We start from the raw sequence: 4,278 nt of genomic DNA, 5'->3' as shown, positions 1-4,278 counted from the left end.
CAGGGAAGCAGCGCATGCAGCTCGTGCTTGAAAAGCGCTCCGAACGATCGAACGCGATCGCCGTCATCTCGCCGCTGATCGCGATCGGGCTGACGATCGTGACCATGAGCATCCTGTTTGCCCTGCTCGGCAAGAACCCGGTTACGGCACTCGCCGTCTACTTCATCGATCCGCTCACCGACGGCTATTCGCTGCAGGAGATCGCGGTCAAGGCGACGCCGCTGGTCATGATCGCGATCGGACTGTCGCTGTGCTATCTCGCCAACGCCTGGAACATCGGTGCGGAGGGGCAATTTTTGATCGGCGCGGTCGCTGGAAGCTGGATCGCGGTGCGGACGCAAGGCACCGACGCCGGCGTCTGGGTGTTGCCGGCGATGCTTCTGCTGGCCGCGGCCGCGGGCGCGCTCTATGCCCTGATCCCAGCGCTGTGCCGGGTGAAGTTCGGCGCGAGCGAAATCCTGACCAGCCTGATGCTGGTCTATGTCGCCGACCTCCTGCTCGACTATCTCGTGCGCGGGCCGTGGCGCGATCCGCACGGCTACAACTTTCCGACCACCGCCGAGTTCGATCCGGTGGCGACCGTGCCGGTGCTGATCCAAGGCGGCCGGCTGCATGTCGGTTCGATCATCGCTCTTCTTGTCGTCGCCGCCGCCGCCGTTCTGCTCGGCCGCACCATCAAGGGATTCGAGATCCGCGTGGTCGGCGCCGCGCCGCGCGCGGCCCGCTTCGGTGGCTTCAACGCCAACCAGCTGATCCTTGTGACCTTCGCGATTTCCGGCGCGCTCGCAGGGCTCGCGGGGATCATCGAGGTAGCCGGACCGGTCGGACACCTGCAGCCGGGCATCTCGCCCGGCTACGGATTTACCGCGATCATCGTCGCGTTCCTCGGGCGGCTGAACCCTGTTGGAATATTAATTGCAGGGCTTTTCCTCGCGCTCACTTTCATCGGCGGCGAGCAGGCCCAGATCGCAATGAAAATCCCGCTTGATGTCACCAAGGTGTTTCAGGGCATCTTGCTGTTCTACGTGCTCGCCTGTGACTCGCTCATCCTCTATCGTTTCCGGCTGATCCTGCCGACACAAAAGGTCGCCCGTGGAACTCGCTGAGGCCATCATCCTCTCGGTGCTGTCGGCATCGACGCCGCTGCTGATCGCGGCGACCGGCGAGCTTGTCACCGAGCGCGCAGGCGTGCTCAATCTGGGTGTCGAGGGCATGATGATCATGGGCGCCGTCTGCGGCTTTGGCGGCGCGCTCGCCACGGGATCGATCACGATCGGTGCGCTCTGTGGCATCATCGCGGGTACTCTGATGTCGCTGCTCTTCGCGCTCATGACATTGGGGCTTGCGGTCAACCAGGTTGCGACAGGTCTTGCGCTCACCATTTTTGGCGTCGGCCTTTCCGGCCTGATCGGCGCCAGCGTTGTCGGCGAGCAGATCACGCCGGCGCCGCATCTGCATATTCCCGGCCTCACCGAGCTTCCGCTGCTCGGCCACGTCCTGTTCGGCCAGGACGCATTCGTCTATTTGTCGATCGCGCTCGTCATCACCGTGTGGTATTTGCTCTACCGCACGCGCGCCGGTCTGATCCTGCGGGCCTGCGGCGACAATCACGTCTCGGCGCATGCGCTGGGCTATCCGGTGCTACGCATCCGCCTGCTCGCCGTGATGTTCGGCGGCGCCTGCGCCGGCCTTGCCGGAGCGTATCTGCCGCTCGCCTATACGCCATTCTTCATTCCCGGCATGACCGCGGGCCGCGGCTGGATCGCACTGGCGCTGGTGGTGTTTGCATCCTGGCTGCCCGGCCGGCTGGTCGCCGGCGCCTACCTGTTCGGCGCGGTCTCGATCCTGCAATTGCATGCGCAGGGCGCCGGCATCGGCATTCCCTCGCAATTCATGTCGTCGCTGCCCTATCTTGCGACCGTCATAGTGTTGGTCGCGTTGTCGCGAACACGCACCGGTGGATCGACCGCACCGGCCGCGCTCGGCACCGTGTTCGTGCCGGATCGTTGATGTCGTTGTCCGGCGTGCGCGATGGGGCGCCGCGCTCGGAGCAGAGCTTTCCCCGCCTGTTTTGGAGATTGACCATGAGGAAAACACTTTTTGCCGCGGCCGCCGCGCTCCTGCTGCTGGGATCGCTGAGCGGCAGCGCCAATGCCGCCGACAAGCTGAAGGTCGGCTTCATCTATCTCGGCCCGATCGGTGACCTCGGCTGGACCTATCAGCACGAGCAGGCGCGCCTCGCGCTGGTCAAGGAGTTCGGCGACAAGATCGAGACCACCTATCTGGAGAACGTGCCGGAGGGACCGGACGCCGAGCGCGCCATCGAGCAGCTGGTGCGCGCCGGCAACAAGCTGATCTTCACCACCTCTTTCGGCTACATGGACCCGACGCTGAAGGTGGCGAAGAAGTATCCCAACGTGCATTTCGAGCACGCCACCGGCTTCAAGAAAGACAAGAACATGTCGATCTACAACGGCCGGTTCTACGAAGGCCGCTATATCCAGGGCGTCGTCGCCGGCAAGATGTCGAAGGCCGGTGTGCTCGGCTATATCGCCTCGTTCCCGATTCCCGAAGTCATCATGGGCATCAACGCCACGATGCTCGGCGCGCAGACGGTCAACCCGAACATCAAGGTCAAGATCATCTGGGTGAACACCTGGTTCGATCCCCCGAAGGAGGCCGATGCCGCCAAGGCGCTGGTCGATCAGGGCGCCGACATTATCATGCAGCACACCGACTCACCCGCGGCGATGAAGGTCGCGGCCGAACGCGGCAAGCTCGCCTTCGGCCAGGATTCGGAGATGATCAAGTTCGGCCCGACCACGCAACTCACGTCGATCATCGACAATTGGGCACCCTATTACATCGCGCGCGTCAAGGCCGAGCTCGACGGCACCTGGAAGGAGGAAGACACCTGGGGCGGATTGAAGTCGCAGATGGTCGTCATGGCGCCTTTCACCAACATGCCCGACGATGTGAAAAAGCTCGCCGAGGACACCAAGGCCGCGATCATCGATGGAAAGTTGTTTCCGTTCAAATGCCCGGTCGTGGATCAGGACGGCAAGACGGTCGAGTGCAAGGGCGGCGACCATCTCGACGACGGGCAGGTCCTCGGCATGAACTTCTATGTCAAGGGCGTCGACGACAAGGTGCCCGCGAAGTAAAGCCGCTTGCTCCGCCGCATTCCCTCCCCCGCTTGCGGGGGAGGGTTAGGGTGGGGGCGACTGCGCGACAGGTGCGTGTGGCGGCCCCCTCTCCACCTCTCCCCCGCAAGCGGGGGAGAGAGCAGACCGCAACTCGCGGTGCGATTCTCGATCTCGACGAAAGCGCTACCCTGCCTGCAGCTTCCTGGCCGCGCCGTTGTGGCGGCGGATCAGGTCGGCGATATCGAGACCGGGGATCGCGCCATCGGTCACCGCCCATCTGCCGCCGACCATCACGCGGTCGGCGCGATGTGCGCCGCAAAGCACCAGCGCGGCCAGCGGATCGCCGGCGCCGGAGAAGCGCAGCTCGTCGAGCTTGAACAGCGCAAAATCCGCCGCCTTGCCGACCGCGATCTCGCCGAGTTCGGGACGGCCGATACAGGCTGCCGAGCCTTTCGTCGCCCAGCGCAGCGCGTCCTTGTGACTGACCCTGGAAACGCCATAGCGCGCCCGCTGCAGCAGGAAGGCGGCACGCACCTCCTGCATCAAATTGGATTCGTCGTTCGACGCCGAGCCGTCGACGCCAAGACCGATGCCGACCCCCGCCGCTTCCATCTCGCAGACCGGACAGCAGCCCGACGCGAGGATCTGGTTGGAGCAGGCGCAATGGCTGATGGTCGTCTTGGCTTTCGCGAGGCGCTGTATTTCCGCAGCATCGAAGAATATTCCATGCGCCAGCCAGGTCCGCGCCCCCAGCCAGCCGCATTGCTCGAGATAGTCGAGCGGGCGGCAGCCATATTTGTCTTCGCAAAAACGGTTCTCGTCCTCGGTCTCGGCAAGATGCGTGTGCAGCCGGACGTCGAGACGTCCGGCGAGCTCCGCGGTCTTTCTCATCAGCGAGGTCGTCACCGAAAACGGCGAGCACGGCGCCAGCGCAATCTGCACCATCGCATCCTCGCCACGCTGATGATGTCTGGCGACCACGCGCTCGCTGTCGGCCAAAATCGTGTCTTCGTCCTGCACCACGCTGTCCGGCGGCAGGCCGCCGTCGCGTTGCGACAGGTTCATCGACCCGCGCGTCAACAGCACCCGCAGGCCGAGCCGCCTGGCCACGGCGACTTCGATGTCGACGGCG

At 64.4% G+C, this 4,278-nt stretch carries 4 protein-coding genes; 3 read left to right on the top strand and 1 reads right to left on the bottom strand.

Translation table 11 applies throughout. From position 1 onward, the window contains the following. Positions 1–14 precede the first annotated feature (14 nt). From JOZ76_RS12135 to JOZ76_RS12125, 3 genes are all read left to right on the top strand, one after another. Positions 15–1,106, top strand: a complete 1,092-nt coding sequence (locus JOZ76_RS12135) for an ABC transporter permease (RefSeq protein WP_291698865.1) — start codon at positions 15–17, stop codon at positions 1,104–1,106. Then, a complete protein-coding gene (locus JOZ76_RS12130; protein WP_291698864.1) occupies positions 1,093–2,010 on the top strand; it encodes an ABC transporter permease in 918 nt (305 codons plus the stop codon). The genes JOZ76_RS12135 and JOZ76_RS12130 overlap by 14 nt, the downstream gene beginning before the upstream one ends. A gap of 74 nt (positions 2,011–2,084) precedes the next feature. Then, positions 2,085–3,164 carry a BMP family ABC transporter substrate-binding protein gene (locus JOZ76_RS12125; RefSeq protein WP_291698863.1) on the top strand — a complete coding sequence of 360 codons (1,080 nt, stop codon included), beginning with the start codon at positions 2,085–2,087 and terminating at the stop codon, positions 3,162–3,164. 165 nt (positions 3,165–3,329) lie between these two features. Here the strand turns inward: JOZ76_RS12125 and JOZ76_RS12120 are convergent. Beyond that, a partial coding sequence (locus JOZ76_RS12120; RefSeq protein WP_291698862.1) for an amidohydrolase family protein occupies positions 3,330–4,278 on the bottom strand: 949 nt, incomplete at its 5' end.

The sequence above is a fragment of the Bradyrhizobium sp. genome, assembly GCF_019244115.1.
Classification (GTDB): domain Bacteria; phylum Pseudomonadota; class Alphaproteobacteria; order Rhizobiales; family Xanthobacteraceae; genus Bradyrhizobium.
Note: the sequence above shows the minus strand (reverse complement) of the source record. Positions and strands in the feature narration are given on the sequence as shown.